Below are 17,721 nucleotides of genomic sequence, written 5' to 3'. Positions count from 1 at the left end.
ATGATGAAAAATAAATTACTGAACCTTTCCTTAAAATCGAAGTGGATGCTCGCAGTCGGCGTAACGATTTTTGTAAGCTATACCCTCATATCTGTTGTGCTGTATATCGCGCTGCAAACATGGCTGATTCATAATGAGGAAAAAAATGCATTGCGAACGGTTGATGATATGACAACCTATTTTGAATCACAAGGAAACACTGTTACAGTACAGGCGCTTCAAAACAACACAGCATTGATGAAAGCTATTTTAAATCAGGAACAAACAGTACGTGTATTTAATTTGGATGGTATTGAGGTAATGCGTATCAATGATGCTGCGCCTGCTGCACAACTGCCAAAAACTCAAAATTATTATTCAACAGTGATTGAAAAGCAGATGATTTCAGGTTCTGAGAACTATGTCATCCACAGAGTCGTTCAGATCGGTCAATTTCAAGGAATTATGCAGCTGATTCACCCTTTAGCAGCATTTCATTCGATGATGAACTATATTTTGACGACCATCTTTATTATCGGTTTCGGTGCCATTTTATTTTCGGTTATGATCAGTTATTACTTATCGAATATGTTAATGAAACCGCTTGTTCAGTTAAGGGATGCCATGAGTTTCGTCAGAAAAAACGGGTTTGCAGCCCAGCCGAAATTTGATTATACGGCAAAAGATGAAATTGGCGACTTACTTCATATGTATCGTACTTTGATGAATGAACTTGAAATTTCATTTACAAAGCAGCAACAGTTTGTCGCAGATGCCTCACATGAACTGCGAACACCGATTCAAGTTATTGAAGGTCATTTATCTTTAATCAAACGGTGGGGGAAAGACGAACCGGAAGTAATGGAAGAAGCATTAAACACTTCGTTAACCGAAATTGCGCGTATGAGGAAAATGATTGAGGAACTATTGCAACTGGCAAGAAGGGAACAGGCAGATGAAAAGGCTTCAGCTGATATAGAACAAGTATACGAACAAGTAAGAGATGAATTACTGCAGCTCCATCCCAGCACTGAGTTTCGTCTGACCGTAAACGGTGATAAAGCGGCTGCCTCCATTACCGAGCATGCTTTAGCGCAAATCTTTAGAAATATTTTGAGTAATAGTATACGATATAATAGCAATGTTCCAAATCTTCATGTAACAATTGATTATAATGAATTACAGTCGCAGATTTTAGTTAAGATAGAAGACAATGGTATCGGTATTTCTGAACAACATTTACCACATATTTTCGATCGGTTTTACCGAGTGGATGCATCACGAACTAATAAAATTGCAGGTACTGGACTTGGGTTAAGTATTACAAAGATGCTCGCAGATAAATATGAAGTGGAAATTGATGTCGAAAGTAAAATACAGAAAGGTACCTTTTTTTACCTTAAACTTCTTAAAAAATGAATAATTTTTCTCAATCTAATTACTATTTCAATAGTTCACGAAAAAAATTGCTTAATTTGATAAAAAGAGTTGTATTTTTTGTGAAGAGTAGTAAGATTGAGATGGAAAAAATGTTCTTCCGCCGTATATAAATGTGCTTTTAGTCCATGTGGAAGAATGATAAAATATTATTTGCTTTGTTTTGGTAGATAAAAAGAGGGTACTTAATTTATCTACGTACAAAAGAAGGTAATTTTTGTATTGTAATATACAAAATTATACCTTTTTAAGTAAATTATTGGAACAGCCATAAGGCAAAAATTTGGAGGTTATTTTCATGTCGAACAATGTATTACCTGCAGGTTCTCCATGGTCAGCGTTTTCTGGTCCTAACTTAGGTTATGTATTAGAGCAGTATGACTTATTCCTGCAATCTCCTGAAGAAGTAGAACCGGAACTAGTGGAATTATTCCAGGCTTACGGTGGTCCTGTATTTGCAGATGGTCAACAACCGGTTGCAACAGCAGCAGTAACAGGTACTGGAGACTACAAAAAAGTTTTAGCAGCAGTTAAGTTGGCAGAATCAATTCGTGAGTACGGCCATTTAGCAGCAGATTTATACCCATTAAAAAATCGTCAATTAGATACTTCGCGCATTGAAGAAAGCGTATTCAATTTAACAGCAGCAGATTTACAGGCTATTCCTGCATCAGTATTTTTCGCTAATGTTCCTGCAGGTGTTACAAACGGTAAGGAAGCAATTGATTATTTAAAATCTGTCTACACTGATAAAATTGGTGTGGAAGTTGCACATTTACAAAATCCGGAAGAACGTGCTTGGATCGAAGCGCAAGTAGAAGGCGGCACATTCAAAAAAACGTTATCTGCTGATGAAAAGAAAGCAGTATTAGAGCGTTTAACACGCATTGAAAACTTTGAAAAATTCATTCATAAAACATTTGTTGGTCAAAAACGTTTCTCTGGAGAAGGTTTAGACACTCAAATCATTTTATTAGATGAAATTATCAAATCAGCTGAAGCGAAAGGTGTAAAAAACGTTCGTATCGGTATGGCACACCGTGGTCGTTTAAACGTATTAACTCACGTATTAAATAAACCATACGATATGATGTTCTCTGATTTCGCCCATGTTTCTAATGACCTATTCTTCCCTGAAGACGGTAAATTAGAAATTACAAAAGGCTGGACTGGCGATGTTAAATATCATATGGGTGCATCTTACACTCATGATTCAGGATTGAACGTTAAATTAGCATACAACCCATCTCACTTAGAAGTAGGGAATCCGCTTGTAATCGGTTCTGTACGTGCAGCACAAGATGATGTATCAGAAGCAGGTGTTGCAAAACATGATCCATCAAATGCATTCGGTATCATTTTACACGGTGACGCGGCATTCGCTGGTCAAGGGATTGTAACGGAAGGCTTCAACTTCTCTCAAACAGCAGGATTCAAAACAGGTGGTACTGTTCAAATTATCGCGAACAACATGATCGGTTTCACAACTGAATTACATGATTCACGTTCATCTAATTATTCATCTGACCCTGCAAAAGGCTATGATATTCCGGTAATCCATGTAAACGCTGACAGCCCTGAAACAGTAGCAGCTGTTGGTCGCTTTGTTGCGGAATACCGTGCGAAGTTCAAAAAGGATATCGTAATCGACTTAATCGGTTACCGCCGTTACGGTCATAACGAAACAGATGATCCGACAGTAACAAACCCTGAAACATATAAATTAGTAGCAAAACATGAACCAATTCGTGCATTATACGGTGCAGAATTAGCAGAAGCAGGTGTTCTGTCTGCTGATGAAGTAAAAGCATTAGATACTTCTATTTATGCAGAAATGCAAGCTGCGTATGATCATGTAAAAGAAATGGCTGAAAAAGACGAGCATGTAACGCCTAACATGCCGGAAGAACTTAAAATCGAATTCCCTGAAATCGATACGAAAGTAGATGCTGAACGTCTTGCTAAAGTAAATGAAGATCTTCTTGTCTTTGCAGATGGTTTTGAACCGCAAAACAAGTTAGGTAAAATTTTAGCTAAACGCCGTGATGCATTCAAAGATGGCAAAATCGACTGGGGTCATGCTGAAACATTAGCATATGCAACAATCACACAAGATGGCACACCTGTTCGTTTCACTGGTCAGGATGCTCAGCGTGGTACGTTCTCTCAACGTCACTTAGTATTACATGATAAAAACAATGGTTCTGAATTTACACCGTTACACCACATTGAAGGTGCAAAAGCATCATTCTCAGTTTATAACTCACCACTTACAGAAGCAGGTGTAGTAGGTTTCGAATACGGGTATAATCTAGAAAACCAAAATGTATTATCTGTATGGGAAGCACAATTCGGTGACTTTGCGAACATGGCACAAGTAATGTTTGATAACTTCATCTCAAGTGCACGCGCTAAATGGGGTCAAAAATCTGGATTCGTACTTCTATTACCACATGGTTATGAAGGCCAAGGTCCAGAACACTCATCAAGCCGTATGGAACGATTCCTGCAGTTATCTGCAGAAAATAACTGGTTCGTAGCGAACTGTTCAAATGCAGGCAACTACTACCACTTATTACGCCGTCAAGCTGCATTATTAGGTACTGAAGGTGTACGTCCATTAGTAGTGGTTTCTCCAAAATCACTTTTACGTCACCCACTTGCTGCAGCTACTGCTGAACAGCTTGCAAACGGTCGCTTCCAAGAAGTAATCGAGCAAGAAGGTTTAGGCAAAAACACAGAAGCGGTTGAAAAAGTAGTACTTGGTACTGGTAAAGTAATGATCGATTTAGCTGAACGCGTGAAAGACGGCGAAGGCTTAGATCACTTACACATTGTTCGTGTTGAACAAATTTATCCATTCCCTGCACAACAAGTGAAAGATATTATCGCTCGTTTCCCGAATGTTAAAGAAATCGTTTGGGTACAGGAAGAACCGAAAAACCAAGGTTCATGGACATATGTTCTTGAAACATTATATGATATCGCAGAAGGCAAAAAAGTGCGCTATGTAGGACGTCCTGCAATGAGCTCAACTTCTGAAGGTGATGGCGATTCACATAAAGCAGCACAAGCGAAATTAGTGAACGAAGCACTTGAAAAGTAATAAATGATTTGTTTAAAAAGAGCTGCTTCTATTTAAAATAGAAGTGGCTTGCTATACAATGGATGTGTAGCGTAATTAAAGGAGGATATGAACGTGGCTGAAATTAAAGTCCCTGAATTAGCAGAATCAATTACTGAAGGTACAATTGCCCAGTGGGTGAAAAAAGTTGGAGATCGCGTAGAAAAAGGCGAATTCATCGTTGAGTTAGAAACTGATAAAGTTAATGCTGAAATCATCTCTGAAGAAGCAGGCGTTTTAAAGCAAATTTTAGCTGAAGAAGGCGATACTGTATTAGTAGGACAAGTAATCGCAGTTGTTGAAGCTGGCGAAGGCGCAGCACCTGCACCAGCAGCTAAAGAAGAAGAAGCTCCTAAAGCAGCTCCGGCTCCAGCAAAAGAAGAAGCTCCTAAAGCAGCTCCGGCTCCAGTTGCTGCCGAAGAAACTTCAAGTGAGCGTGTAATCGCTTCACCGGCAGCTCGTAAATTAGCTCGTGAAAAAGGCATCGACTTAGCAGCAATTTCACCTGTTGATCCACAAGGTCGCGTACGTGTACAAGACGTTGCAGCTCATGGTACAGCACCAGCAGCTCCTGCAGCATCAGCTACTCAAGCACCAGCAGCAGGTAACGGTCCAATGATCTTTACACCAGCAGCTGACACAGACCGTGTAACAGTTGAAAAAATGAGCCGTCGTCGTCAAACAATTGCAAAACGTCTATTAGAAGTTAAGCAATCAACTGCAATGTTAACTACATTCAACGAAATTGATATGACGAACATTATGGCTTTACGTAAACGTAAACAAGATGAGTTCGTGAAAGCTAACGATATTAAATTAGGCTTCATGTCATTCTTCACAAAAGCTGTAGTAGCAGCATTGAAGAAATATCCATATGTAAATGCACAAATTAACGGTGATGAAATTCACTTAAACAACTTCTTCGATATCGGTATTGCCGTATCAACTGAAGAAGGTTTAGTAGTACCAGTTGTTCGTGATGCAAATGCGAAAAACTTTGCTGAGATCGAGAAAAACATTGCAGAGTTAGCTGGAAAAGCACGCGACAAAAAATTAGGCTTAAACGACATGGCTGGCGGATCATTCACTATCACTAACGGTGGTGTATTCGGTTCATTAATGTCAACACCAATCATGAACGGTACTCAAGCTGGTATTTTAGGTATGCACTCAATCGTAAACCGTCCAGTAGCTGTTAATGGTGAAGTTCAAATTCGTCCAATGATGTATGTAGCATTATCTTACGACCACCGTATCATCGATGGTAAAGATTCTGTTGGCTTCCTGAAAACAGTTAAAGAAATGATCGAAAACCCAGAAGATTTATTATTAAATTCTTAATAGTATTTTCTCTACGAATGCGCGATACTTTATGTATTGCGCATTTACTTTTTTTACCTTAAAATTTCAGAAAAATGATTGTTGACGGAAATGTCGCAATAATGTAATATAAAACTTATCAATTTCATATTAAAACCTCACAATCTCGTGAGGTAGAGGCGCGATACTTAACAGTTTTATATGGAGCCATGAGCTGGCTGTGAAATATAAAAGAAGGAAATATCGCCGAAGTGTTGTAAATGCTCAATTTTACAATGCTGGGTCTGCAGTGAACAATTGCAGAACTGTCTCAATCATCTATATCCCTGATGGTTGAGTTGTGCTATCTCAAAATGGGAACTGTAGAGGATTCGGGCTAATTATAATTTAAACGACCTAAAGTTCTTCTTTTAGGTCGTTTTTTGCATATAATGCGTCCGAAATTTAACAAAAGAGGAGAGATTTTCTATGAAAAAGAGACTATTAATTTTACTGACAGCCATGACAATGCTATTGCTGGCTGCATGTGGCTCGAGCGAAGAAGGTACTACAGGCGGTTCTGATTCCGACAAAAAAGTGCTTAAAATTGGAATGGAAGCAGCGTATGCACCTTTCAACTGGTCACAAAAAGATGATGCCAATGGCGGAGTTCAAATTAAAGGTTCTAAGGAATACGCAGCAGGCTATGACGTGGAAATCGCGAAGAAAATCGCTGAAGGTCTGGACATGGAACTTCAAATTGTTAAGACAGACTGGGATGGTTTAATTCCATCACTACAATCAGGTGCCATTGATCTAGTAATTGCTGGTATGTCACCAATGCCTGAACGTAAGGAAGTAGTTGATTTTACAGAGAACTATTATACAAGTGACTATGTCATCGTTGTAAAAGAAGACGGCCCATATGCTAATGCAACTTCATTATCTGACTTTGCAGGTGCGAAAATTACTGGTCAGCAAGCGACAACACACTATGATGTAATCGATCAAATCGAAGGTGTTCAAAAACAAGTAGCGGCAACTGATTTTGGTGCAATGCGTGTACAATTACAGTCAGGCGCAATTGATGGATATGTTTCAGAACGTCCAGAAGGGATCTCTGCTGAGATGGCACTGAATAACATTAAATACATCGTACCTGAGCCAAACTTCGAAGCAGATGAAGCGTCAACAGCTGTAGCGGTAGGTTTGAAAAAGGGTTCTGATTTACGTGAACAAATTAACAAAGTTTTAGCTGAAATTTCGGAAGAAGAGCGTCAACAATTAATGGAAGACGCAATTGCAAATCAACCAGCAGCACAATAATCGTGTTGGATTAACAGTTTTAATGAGGTTGTCTTGCCGGCAGACGGAAGACAACCTTTTTCTATTAAAATGATCATTTCGTACATAAATAATATAAACAAAGATAGAAACGGAGGACAAGGCGATGGCATTTTTAGAATCATCATGGAACTTGTTTACGGACAACTGGGATTTATTTGTACGAGGCGCATGGACAGCACTGCTCTTGGCAATTATCGGGACAATTTGCGGAACGCTGATCGGATTTTTCATCGGGATTATGCACACAATTCCACAACGTAAAAAAAATATTAAATCAGCACTATTGAAGGTTGTTAATTTTATTTTAACAGCATATGTGGAAATTTTTAGAGGAACGCCGATGATGGTACAAGCGATGGTCGTATTTTACGGTCTTGTCTATTTAGGCATCGATATTGACCGCTTTTTAGCAGCCTCTATCGTCATCAGTTTAAACACAGGCGCCTATATGGCCGAATATGTACGCGGTGGTATCGTATCGATTGATAAAGGGCAATTTGAAGCTGCACAGGCGATTGGTATGAATCACCTGCAAACAATGATTCATATTGTGCTGCCGCAAGTAGCGCGCAATATTTTACCTGCAACAGGGAATCAGTTCGTTATGAATATTAAAGATTCATCTGTATTAAGTGTCATTTCGGTAGTGGAGCTGTTCTTTACAGCGAATTCGATCGCAGGCAGTAACTACAAATACATCGAAGCGTTCTTTATCGCGACGGTATTATACTTTATCATGACATTTACTGTAACTCGTTTCTTACTATTATTCGAGAAAAAGATGGATGGCCCGTCTTCGTATAAAGTGGAACTTATTACAGGCAACAAGCTAGATAAGGATGGTGAATAAGATGGCAGTTGTAATTGATATTAACCATTTAAATAAAAAATTCGGTGATCACGAAGTTTTAAAAGATGTTAATTTCCAGGTAAACAAAGGGGAAGTCGTAACATTGATCGGATCTTCCGGTTCAGGGAAATCGACACTGTTACGCTGCATTAATTTACTGGAAACACCAACAGCAGGGGAAATCATCTACAATGGTGAGAATATTTTAAATGACGGTCATCAAATTGAAAAGTACCGTACGCATTTAGGTATGGTATTCCAGCAGTTCAATTTATTCAATAATCTGGATGTGCTAAATAACTGTATTGTTGGTCAAATTAAAGTGTTGAAGCGTTCTAAAGAGGAAGCCGAACGAAATGCGATGAAGTATTTGGAGCTTGTCGGCATGAGTGCCTATAAGAATGCGAAACCGAAACACTTATCCGGTGGACAGAAACAACGTGTTGCCATTGCTCGTGCATTAGCGATGGATCCGGATGTAATGCTGTTTGATGAACCGACATCAGCGCTTGACCCTGAAATGGTAGGGGAAGTATTGAAGGTAATGCGCCATCTGGCAGACCAGGGAAATACAATGCTGATTGTTACTCATGAAATGGAGTTCGCCAAAGAAGTATCAGACCGGATTGTATTTATGGATAAAGGGGTTATCGTTGAAGAAGGCCCTCCGGAACAATTGCTCGTAAACCCGAAACACGACCGTACAAAAGAGTTCCTGAAACGAACATTACGGTAAAAGCAATAAGCTCGCAGTTAACTGCGAGCTTATTTTCGTGAATTCCATTCGCTTATTATTATAAATACAATTGCAAAAGCAATGGCAATCGCGAAAAACCACATCGGAACACTACCAAATACCATTATTTCCACCTCTGTTTGTGAGTTTAACATGGAAAAGTTGTTCTATCAAATATCTCAAACAGCGATAAATTTAGGAGTTTAACTTGAATGAGTTCATTTAGAAACAAGAAAAGTTGATTTTTACTACAACTCGCTTTCCACTGACAGGAAAATCATATAAAATAGGAGAGTATCGATAATAGATAAAAGTGAGGGAACAACATGTTACATTTAAATTGGAAAGATGCTCCGACAATTCGCACAGTAAAATGCGTACATACAGATGCATCGAAATATTTAGTATCAAATGTTTTAACAGCAGGTAAAGAGTATGAAGTGAAAAACGAAACAGAAGAGTTCATTTTTGTCATCGACAATACAGGTGAAGTTGGCGGTTTCTACAAAGAATACTTCGCTTAAAATAAAAGGTGTGCGAAAAGTCATTATGGCTTTTTCGCACACCTTTTTATTTTTGCTCTAAGATTGTATGTTCGATTGCGTGACGCTTTTCGTCTGTTTCAACGTGCACCCGTAATGTATCCTCAATATCGTGCAGCAATTGCATTTGGGTCTGTTTAAAGCGGTCAATATCACTATGGGATAATGCTGGACGGTTTGCCGCTTTTTTGGACACTTCCAGCATTTTGCCGTTCTTACGCATTAATTGTTCCGATGCATCCATCAGACGCTCCTGGGAACGTATTGCTCGACGCTGATTGTTCATATTTAATAACATCGCTATTTGCGACTGCCATAAAGGAATCGTCGTCATAATCGAACTTTGAATTTTTTCGATCAGCATTTGATTTGTTTGTTGAATCATCCGGATTTGCGGGGCATACTGGATTGCCACTTCACGGGACAGTTCCAGGTCATACATACGGCGGTCAATCCATTCGATTTGCATTTCAATATCTTTCAATTCATGCTGTTTAAATGGATTTTGTCCTTCTACAATTTCTTTTTGAAGTGCAGGTAACACAACATCGCGCATATGCTGTTTTTTTATTTCCAGTGTTGCAATATAAACATTGATTTCCTGAAAATAATCTTCATTGATCGCATACAGCTTATTTAAAAACTGATAATCGTTTAATAATGCATTTTGGTTATATTCCAGTTGAATACTTAAGCGGTCAATCCGTTTACTCAACTTATTGTAATGGGTCATAATTTCTTGAATAGACTGTGTGGAACGACTGAACAGTTTAGCAAAAAAACCTTTTTCCTGTTCGATTAAAGCATCCGGGTCAATCATCTCCAAATGCTGCATCAAATCGGATAATACTTCACCGACTTTCCGTACATCTTTGCGCTGAATATACTGCAGCATCTGGGTCGTGAACTTTTTTAATGCTTCTTGCGCCGGCAAACCAAATGCCAGAACGGTTTCATAATTTTTTGGTTCTAAATTTTGGGCCAGCTGCAATGCCCGTTGTTTCATGTCATTTGATAATGATGCGAAAAGCGGTGAGGCTGCATTGTTTGCAACATTCACCGCAAATTGTTCTTTACTTACTTGCAAGTCAACGTTTTCACTCGCTGTAAAGGCATCAAATGGATTATTTGTCATATTCATTTGTTACTCACCGCCGATTTTTAATCGATCTTTACGCTTTTCATTCGACAATTTTGCAAAGTCGAGTTCGATTTTCAAGTTTTCGATATCCGAAGATAAAGCACTTTTCAAATCTGATTCCATCGTAATTTGCAGTTCTTTTAAAGTTCTGCGTGTATCTTCCAATGCTAAATGCACTTCAGTACCAGGCACCTGCTCTTTTGTCAGTAACGTGTATTTATCGGACAGCTGTACGGCTGACGGCAAGTGTGCATAGAAGAAATCTTCCACTGCATAAAATTTGTGTGGATTTGTCTGTACAATATTGATAATGCGTTTTGCCAGTTTTTGCATTTCATTGATTTGCTTGAACGAACGTACCGAACGCACTCGGACATATTGCTGATTTAATGCCTGAATATGTGAACGGGCCTGTTTTAATTGTGCTTCGATTAAATTGTATTCCGATTTGGAAAGCCCAATTTTTTTACTCTGTGTCGTTTTCTGAATAGCGTAAGTTACTTTATTGCTGATGAAATATGCTGCTGCTCCAAGAGGTAATGCCAGCATCGTTGTCATTCCGGTAAAATTAACAAACGTAAGTGTTACTGCTGTGGAAAAAACTAATACATTAATTAGATGCCGTGTTAGAAAATTTATAGGACCAAGCATTTTCATACCTCCTTTACTCGATACTATTGATACGTATGAAACGTAAAAAAGTTTCAATTTTACTTACTATATTGCAGAATAATCAACAGAATTAATTATTACATACCAAATATTTCAACCGAAATAGAAATGGCGGCTTTTTATTAATCGTAACAAGTTTTGGCTCTATTAAAAAGTAAAATGATTTGGAAAGCAGCACAATTATTTTGATTTCCATTCTTCCCCTAATATAATAAGCATTATTAGACATCACAGACAAAAGTGTATAAAATATAGAGAAAGAAAGGATAATGTATATGTATAAAATTATTTATATGAAGGCGGATTATGAGCCTTGGTGGCAATTTGACGGTTGGGAAGAGTATATCGTATCAACAGATCAATATGATACAGAACATCAATTCCAAATGGCATTGAATCATTTGCTTACTCAATTTCGAAACAAATATGAGTTTGAAGCACATAAAAATGAACGATTTTATGCATTTTGGTCTGAGGATGAATGTGAATTTTGTGAAGCGTGTGATGACGATGCCCAAATTTATCACGGTATAATTGTTTTGACACCAGAAGCGATTACACAATAATAACTGCATTTGATTGAAAATTTGCTTAATTTACCAAATGGTAATTGACAGTCATAATTATGATATATATACTATATTTAACAATTGAAAGATTGACCGAATACAATGGCTTTACATATTACAAACAGTAATCGAGTTAGTGGATCGGTACTCTTGTAATATGTGTTTTTTTATTTGGTTTTTTAATTGTTAACTTTTATTTTTGGAGGTATTTATTGATGAAACAAGGTACAGTAAAATGGTTTAACTCAGAAAAAGGTTTTGGCTTCATCGAGGTAGAAGGAGAAAACGATGTATTCGTACACTTCTCTGCAATTCAAGGTGAAGGTTTCAAAACATTGGAAGAAGGACAACAAGTGGAATTCGAAGTTGTAGATGGCAACCGCGGACCACAAGCATCTAATGTAATCAAATTATAATTGTACAAATTCCGAAGCTGCGTATTCATTTACGCGGCTTTTTCTTTTGCATTACAAATATTTACATATAGTGATATAATCTAGGGAAAACTGAAGGAAGGTTGAGATTCCAATACGAAAAGTACATAGTTTAAGTATTAAGAAAAAAAGAATATTAACATGGGGAATTATTATTATTTTAATATTAGCTGGTTTGTTTGCAACGTTTTATGAGAAAAAGCAAAGTAAAGAAACCGATGAACAAGTGAACGTTCTTGCGGAAAGTCAAGATAATAAAAAACCCCTATTCGAGACATATTTAAAAATTAATCAATATGAGAAATTCTACCGAGATGGAAATATACGATCAAAAGAAGCGGTAAAGTCTTCTGCACTAAGTGAAGCGATCTCTAAATATGCACTGATCGATTATTTACAACAGCAAAATACTACGTTAAGCGATGAAAAGCGCCAATTACAGCTGAAAATTTTAGATGAGCAAGTTACATATGATATGCAAAATCCACTATTAAAACAATATTTTGAGAAGATGTTCCAAGAGCTTGAAATTACCAAGCAGGACTATATCGAGGAGTATTTACTCGTTAATAAAGAACATGAAATTTTAGAAAGGAATATGTTTGATTCGGGTACAATTTATCCAAAAGGCGATCAGGAAGACTGGTATGCAAAGAAGTTGGGAATATCTTTTGATTATCAGGAATATTTAGCTGTAAGTGAATTTATTCATATTGATCCTACTGGGACTGATTTAGATTTGCCTTTTACAGTTTCTACTTATTATCTAGATTTCGCTAAAAATCAGGCTGGAGAAATTATTCTCGCTTCAGAAGATTTTGACCGGCATCGGTTAACAGAAGAACAAACCCGTTTGATTTACTTGATAGAAAAAAAGAACAACTTTCAGGAATTGGCAAGGTATAATTTCAAACAGTATCAAAATGCAATTGAGCAAGAAACAGCTGCAGGAAATGAAGATCCGGCAGTTGTGAATGATTTACTGAAACTCTTTGAAATCGCGGAGCGGAGCATAGATTGGGAACTAGGTGGAGAGTTACATTATCACTACAATGAAATACCTTCATTTGATCCCAGCAAGCTGCGGAAGCATAAGGGTATTACATTACAGTTGTTTGAATATGAAAATTATCACTTGGATGAAAATATTCCTAATAAATCGTTTGCTTATCGAATGGCAAATGAAGAAGTAGGGGAGATCTATGGATTATTTAATTATTTGAAGCAGGATTTCGATATAGAAATAGATGAAACAGCGCGTCTTAAAGCACGTGAACAGCTTGATAAGTCTCTAACAGAGCAAATGGAAAATCCTTATTTTAAAAAATATATGGATGACCAACTGAAGAATTTGGATATTTCATTATCTGCATATATCGATGATTATTTGTTAGTGAAGGAAGAGTATAAATTACTTTTAAAACGAATGAAAGAACAAAATATCGGGCTTGATACAAATCGTCGGTACAATAAAGGCTGGACCGAAGCGCGTTACCGAATGGCTGCAAACTTCACATGGGAATATAAATTTGACAAAATGTGGTCGATGAATGACGGGGAAATTGTTGAGGCACTGGTGCCGCAACCTGAATTATCATTTTCATTACCGGATTATGCACCACAAATCGGTAGAAATACTAAAGGACAATATGTTTTCACTGAGGATTACCCGCTTACGATCTATTTGTCGGATGAACAGCAAATATTCTTTGATCTGCTTGTGCAAACGTTTGATTTACCGGTCCTTTCCCGTTATTCCATTACACAATATATAGAAAAACTGGATCAATTAAAGGCTGATGAAAAAAAGAAAAAGCAATTGCATGAACTACTCGACATTTATAAAAATACGATTACCTAATAATGTTCAAAATAAAAAGAAGGAGGGCAGAATAACTGCCTCCTTCTTTTTCGTTTATTAGCTTAAACCTTGTGCATCTTTCCACTCTAGATACTCATCATATGTTAATGGTTTATCTAAAATAGAACCGTCTTCACGGATTTCGATTACGCGGTTTGCGATTGTTTGAATGAATTGGTGGTCATGTGATGTAAAGATCATCGCACCTTTGAAGCGGATTAAGCCTTCATTCAATGCTTGGATTGACTCAAGGTCTAAGTGGTTTGTTGGCTCATCCAATAATAATACGTTCGAGTTTGAAAGCATCATTTTAGAAAGCATACAGCGCACTTTTTCACCACCGGATAATACTGCCGGAGATTTCTTCACTTCTTCACCAGAGAATAACATACGGCCTAGGAAACCACGTAGGAACGATTCTGTTTCATCTTCAGGAGAATAAGGGCGTAACCATTCAACCAATGACTTTTCGTTACCGCCGAAGTATTGGTCATGATCCATTTCGAAATAGCTTTGAGATGTTGTAACACCCCATTTGTACGTGCCAGCATCAGCCTTTTGACGATCCATTAAAATATCCATTAATGCAGATTTTGCATTTGGAGAACCTAAAAGGATGATTTTGTCTTCTTTGTTCATAGAGAAGCGCATATCTTTGAATAAAATTTCGCCATCTTGTGAAGCTGTTAACCCATCAACTGTTAATACGTCATTACCGATTTCACGGCCGATTTGGAAGTTGATGAATGGATATTTACGGCTAGATGGTTGAATGTCATCCAGCTCGATTTTATCAAGCATTTTTTTACGAGAAGTTGCTTGAGAAGATTTCGACGCGTTTGCAGAGAAACGAGCAATGAAGTCTTTTAATTCCTTAATTTTTTCTTCTTTTTTCGCATTTTGGTCAGCCATTAACTTTTGAGCTAATTGTGAAGACTCATACCAGAAATCGTAGTTACCTACATAAAGTTTGATTTTACCGAAGTCTAAGTCTGCGATATGTGTACATACTTTATTTAAGAAGTGACGGTCATGGGATACAACGATTACTGTGTTTTCAAAATTAATTAAGAACTCTTCCAGCCATTTAATCGCTTTTAAGTCCAAGTGGTTGGTAGGTTCATCCAGTAATAATACATCCGGCTTACCGAATAAAGCTTGCGCAAGTAATACTTTTACTTTGTCAGAACCTTCCAAGTCAGCCATCATCATGTAGTGCATGTCATCGCCGATACCTAGACCGTTTAAAAGAGTGGCTGCATCAGATTCTGCTTCCCAACCGTTCATGTCAGCGAATTCGCCTTCAAGCTCAGCAGCACGCATACCATCTTCGTCTGTCATTTCAGGTTTCATGTAGATTGCATCTTTTTCAGCTTTTACTTCCCAAAGGCGTTTGTTACCCATTACAACTGTATCCAATACGTTGAATTCATCGTATTCGAAGTGGTTTTGCTTTAATACTGAAAGACGCTCATCTTTACCCATTGATACGTGGCCTTCTTGTGCCTCGATGTCACCAGATAAGATTTTTAAGAATGTCGATTTACCAGCACCGTTTGCTCCGATTAGACCATAACAGTTACCTGGAGTGAATTTAATATTTACATCGTCAAATAATTTACGGTCACCATAACGTAGACCTACACCTGATACTTGAATCATGCAAGTACCTCCTTGAATTGTTTCTTTGTATTTTCGATTGCTTAAAAAAGAGAATTCTCTTTTGCACACAATGTTTCTATTATAGCATGTCTTATTCTTAAATTAAATAACAGCGCATCGGAAATAAACGAATCTTATAAAGCAAAATCATTTAATGGTCATACATTTTCATCCGTTTTACGATGGAGTTATTAAAAGAGAAACGAGGAACGAAATATGAAGCAATTATCAAAAGCAAAATCATTTAATGGTCATACATTTTCATCCGTTTTACGATGGAGTTATTAAAAGAGAAACGAGGAACGAAATATGAAGCAATTATCAAAAGGAAAATCTGTTTTCATTATTTTTTCGATTATACTTGTTTCCATCAATCTGCGTCCGGCTATTACATCTGTCGGTCCAATTCTATCGACAATAAGGGAAGCTTTACAAGTTTCGAGTACCCATATGAGTTTACTGACCTCAATCCCGGTATTTTGTATGGGCCTGTTTGCTCCTTTGGCAGTACCAATACAAAAAAAGTACGGGTATCGCTGGTCGGTTACCATTTTAATCGCCTTGATCGGTCTTGCTACGGCGGCAAGAATTGTATTTTCGAATTATGGTGCACTCATTGTAACGAGTTTCTTGGCAGGATTTGCAATTGCGATCATCAGTCCGATTATTAATGCCTATATAAAAGAAATGTTTCCGACAAAAATGGAACCGGTCATTGGGGTCTATTCCTTTGCGATGGGGTTCGGAGCTACATTAAGTGCCGGTTTCACGGCTATTATATATAAGACATTCGACGGGAATTGGTCACTTGCATTAGGAATATGGGGTGTATTGGCCATTATCGCGATGATCAGCTGGTTTACTGTCGTGAAGGATTCAGGTGTTACATCTAGTATTAGTTCTCAGACCGTGGAGAGGCGAAATCCATGGAAAAATAAAGTAGCCTGGTCGATTCTTTTATTTTTCGGTTTCCAAACGTCACTGTTTTTCAGTTTGACGACATGGCTCACTTCCGTAGCGCTGGAACAGGAGATGGCCTTGTTAACGGCTGGTTCTGTCTTAACATTGATAACCATCGTACAGCTGGCAGGGAATTTACTGATTCCATCTTTCATTAATCGTTATCCCAACCGAATCATATGGCTGCATAGTTTAATTATGGTGGGGCTATTCGGTTCGGCTGTATTTTTTATCAATGAAGTTTGGGCAATTTGGGTGAGCGCGGTAGTTTTCGGTTTTGTACTTAGCGGATTATTCCCGATCGGGTTAATGCTTCCTTTGGATGAAGCAAAAAATAAAGCCGAAGCAAATGAATGGAGCTCCATGGTATTGTCTGGCGGTTTTATGATGAGTGCGATTGTTCCACTTATTATCGGAATTGTGTATGATGTGACCGGTACGCATTATGTTACGAAGTGGATTATCGTCATATTATTCGCTTTTATGTCACTTTCGATTATGAGAATGCAAAGGCAAAAGAAATCAGTATAATGGAGGAGTGTCTGATTCGGTTCAGTCACTTCTTTTTTTGATGAAGGGGATTTAGTTTACATAATCTGATTATAGTTTACTATATTAATGTTTGAGGTTTTATTAGAAAATCGGAGGGGCTTATTAGAAGAAGCCGGGAAGATATTAGAACATTTTGACTCGATATTAGAAAGAATCGTGCCGATCAATGCTTCTGACAGATGAGTTACTAGGGAAGAACTTAACTTTGATTTTTATTAGAACAATTCAGTGCTTTATTAGAAGATGGGGGATTGATATTAGAAGATCCCTCTACATTATTAGAACATTCAGTCTATTTATTTGAATAACACGTTGATATATTAGAACATCCGACTTTTATTAGAACAAATAAATTTATATTAGAACTTTTAGAATTTTATTAGAAAATACCACAGAACCCCAGCCCAATTGGAACAGTTATACAACCCCTTTTTAAAACTATACATATTATCCGACACTATATATTAGAAAATTATATACTAAAATAAGCAATTAAGAAGTAAACCAAACCATAAAATAATGCAAATAAATTGTTTCTAGATAAAGAAAGGGTTCT

Annotated in this window: 14 protein-coding genes and 1 riboswitch; of the genes, 11 read left to right on the top strand and 3 right to left on the bottom strand. The window is 37.5% G+C overall.

What is annotated here, in order from left to right; translation table 11 throughout:
- The 7 genes from MKY27_RS08430 (at position 1) to MKY27_RS08400 (ending at position 9,296) form a co-directional block, all read left to right on the top strand.
- Positions 1-1,398 (top strand): HAMP domain-containing histidine kinase, encoded by a 1,398-nt coding sequence (locus MKY27_RS08430; protein ID WP_339199453.1) that lies wholly within the window; start codon positions 1-3, stop codon positions 1,396-1,398.
- A 316-nt stretch (positions 1,399-1,714) separates the two neighbouring features.
- Positions 1,715-4,522 carry a 2-oxoglutarate dehydrogenase E1 component gene (locus MKY27_RS08425; RefSeq protein ID WP_339199450.1) on the top strand — a complete coding sequence of 936 codons (2,808 nt, stop codon included), beginning with the start codon at positions 1,715-1,717 and terminating at the stop codon, positions 4,520-4,522.
- A gap of 93 nt (positions 4,523-4,615) precedes the next feature.
- The gene (gene odhB / locus MKY27_RS08420) at positions 4,616-5,881 is read left to right on the top strand and encodes a 2-oxoglutarate dehydrogenase complex dihydrolipoyllysine-residue succinyltransferase (protein WP_339199446.1); all 1,266 of its coding nucleotides are present in this window, start codon (positions 4,616-4,618) and stop codon (positions 5,879-5,881) included.
- 145 nt (positions 5,882-6,026) lie between these two features.
- A riboswitch (Lysine riboswitch) is annotated at positions 6,027-6,214 on the top strand.
- Positions 6,215-6,328: 114 nt separating this feature from the next.
- Positions 6,329-7,165, top strand: coding sequence for a transporter substrate-binding domain-containing protein (locus MKY27_RS08415; protein ID WP_339176488.1), 837 nt, complete (start codon positions 6,329-6,331; stop codon positions 7,163-7,165).
- 124 nt (positions 7,166-7,289) lie between these two features.
- On the top strand, positions 7,290-8,036 hold the full coding sequence (locus MKY27_RS08410) for an amino acid ABC transporter permease (protein ID WP_339199443.1): 747 nt from the start codon (positions 7,290-7,292) through the stop codon (positions 8,034-8,036).
- A 1-nt stretch (position 8,037) separates the two neighbouring features.
- On the top strand, positions 8,038-8,772 hold the full coding sequence (locus tag MKY27_RS08405; protein ID WP_339176485.1) for an amino acid ABC transporter ATP-binding protein: 735 nt from the start codon (positions 8,038-8,040) through the stop codon (positions 8,770-8,772).
- 326 nt (positions 8,773-9,098) lie between these two features.
- Positions 9,099-9,296: a DUF6501 family protein gene (locus tag MKY27_RS08400; RefSeq protein ID WP_339199440.1), complete on the top strand. Its 198-nt coding sequence runs from the start codon at positions 9,099-9,101 to the stop codon at positions 9,294-9,296.
- A 46-nt stretch (positions 9,297-9,342) separates the two neighbouring features.
- On the opposite strand, the gene MKY27_RS08395 is transcribed toward MKY27_RS08400, so the two are convergent.
- Positions 9,343-10,455: a toxic anion resistance protein gene (locus MKY27_RS08395; protein ID WP_339176484.1), complete on the bottom strand. Its 1,113-nt coding sequence runs from the start codon at positions 10,453-10,455 to the stop codon at positions 9,343-9,345.
- A gap of 3 nt (positions 10,456-10,458) precedes the next feature.
- Positions 10,459-11,106 (bottom strand): 5-bromo-4-chloroindolyl phosphate hydrolysis family protein, encoded by a 648-nt coding sequence (locus tag MKY27_RS08390; protein ID WP_339176482.1) that lies wholly within the window; start codon positions 11,104-11,106, stop codon positions 10,459-10,461.
- Between the two features lie 296 nt (positions 11,107-11,402).
- Between MKY27_RS08390 and MKY27_RS08385 the strand changes: the two genes are divergently transcribed.
- From MKY27_RS08385 to MKY27_RS08375, 3 genes are all read left to right on the top strand, one after another.
- The gene (locus MKY27_RS08385; protein ID WP_339176481.1) at positions 11,403-11,693 is read left to right on the top strand and encodes a DUF1033 family protein; all 291 of its coding nucleotides are present in this window, start codon (positions 11,403-11,405) and stop codon (positions 11,691-11,693) included.
- Positions 11,694-11,911: 218 nt separating this feature from the next.
- Complete coding sequence (locus MKY27_RS08380) at positions 11,912-12,112, top strand: cold-shock protein (RefSeq protein WP_079526785.1); 201 nt, start codon at positions 11,912-11,914, stop codon at positions 12,110-12,112.
- 193 nt (positions 12,113-12,305) lie between these two features.
- Entirely contained in the window at positions 12,306-13,991 is a 1,686-nt protein-coding gene (locus MKY27_RS08375) for a hypothetical protein (protein ID WP_339199437.1), read from the top strand.
- A gap of 57 nt (positions 13,992-14,048) precedes the next feature.
- On the opposite strand, the gene MKY27_RS08370 is transcribed toward MKY27_RS08375, so the two are convergent.
- Positions 14,049-15,653, bottom strand: a complete 1,605-nt coding sequence (locus MKY27_RS08370; protein ID WP_339199434.1) for an ABC-F family ATP-binding cassette domain-containing protein — start codon at positions 15,651-15,653, stop codon at positions 14,049-14,051.
- A 309-nt stretch (positions 15,654-15,962) separates the two neighbouring features.
- Between MKY27_RS08370 and MKY27_RS08365 the strand changes: the two genes are divergently transcribed.
- On the top strand, positions 15,963-17,144 hold the full coding sequence (locus tag MKY27_RS08365) for an MFS transporter (RefSeq protein ID WP_339199431.1): 1,182 nt from the start codon (positions 15,963-15,965) through the stop codon (positions 17,142-17,144).
- Positions 17,145-17,721: the final 577 nt, after the last annotated feature.

The organism is Solibacillus sp. FSL R5-0449 (assembly GCF_037975215.1).
GTDB lineage: Bacteria > Bacillota > Bacilli > Bacillales_A > Planococcaceae > Solibacillus.
The sequence above is the reverse complement of the archived record's forward strand: the minus strand, read 5'-3'. Positions and strand labels throughout refer to the sequence as shown.